We start from the raw sequence: 616 nt of genomic DNA, 5'->3' as shown, positions 1-616 counted from the left end.
ACGGAAGTGGCCGTAAACTCCACCCTTCGTCCGTCTTTCTGTACTGTTGCCACCCGTTTACCTGTCATCAGGTCATGCAGTGCCGCACGGGCAGCGGCAAGTTCTTCCTGTCGCGTCATTCATCCTCTCCGGATAAGGCACGGGCGTAATCTGCCAGTGTTTTCTTGTTGGTTGCTGCACCATCCTCTTCCTGCAGGCTCGCCAGCAGCGCACTGAGATCCAGCTGCCAGCGGGAAATACTGATGCGCAGCGCCGCCAGCGCATAAACGAAGCAGTCGAGTGCCTCATTGCGTCGCTTTTTGCTGTCCCACAGTATTTTTTTCCTGCCATCCACCCATTTTTCGACCTGCTCTTCAGCAGTCAGCTGCTGCGCTTCGGTCAGATCAAAAATATCCGGGTTATTCGGGAAGTGAACGGCACCGGGAAGCGGTTCATCCCCTTCCGGCGTCAGTGTGAAGCGGTTATAAATCTACTCTTTCGCGGTATCCGTACCGATTTCGGTAAGGTAAACCCCGTTTTTGTTTCGCTTACGTGGCATGCTGGCCACCGGCTTTCCGTAGACGGATGCCCCTTTAATGGGGATCACCCGGAACAGCCCATGTTTTTTCGAGCGTTC

General features: G+C 54.7%; 2 protein-coding genes. Both read right to left on the bottom strand.

Annotation, left to right across the window (positions count from 1 at the left end):
* The coding region (gene gpW, locus J0A66_RS23880; RefSeq protein ID WP_369127387.1) for a gpW family head-tail joining protein at positions 1-68 on the bottom strand (68 nt) is incomplete at its 3' end.
* Between the two features lie 47 nt (positions 69-115).
* The gene (locus J0A66_RS21515) at positions 116-451 is read right to left on the bottom strand and encodes a terminase gpA endonuclease subunit (RefSeq protein ID WP_072024360.1); all 336 of its coding nucleotides are present in this window, start codon (positions 449-451) and stop codon (positions 116-118) included.
* Positions 452-616: the final 165 nt, after the last annotated feature.

The sequence above is a fragment of the Bowmanella dokdonensis genome (genome assembly GCF_017254865.1).
Classification (GTDB): domain Bacteria; phylum Pseudomonadota; class Gammaproteobacteria; order Enterobacterales; family Alteromonadaceae; genus Bowmanella; species Bowmanella dokdonensis.
The sequence above is the reverse complement of the archived record's forward strand: the minus strand, read 5'-3'. Positions and strand labels throughout refer to the sequence as shown.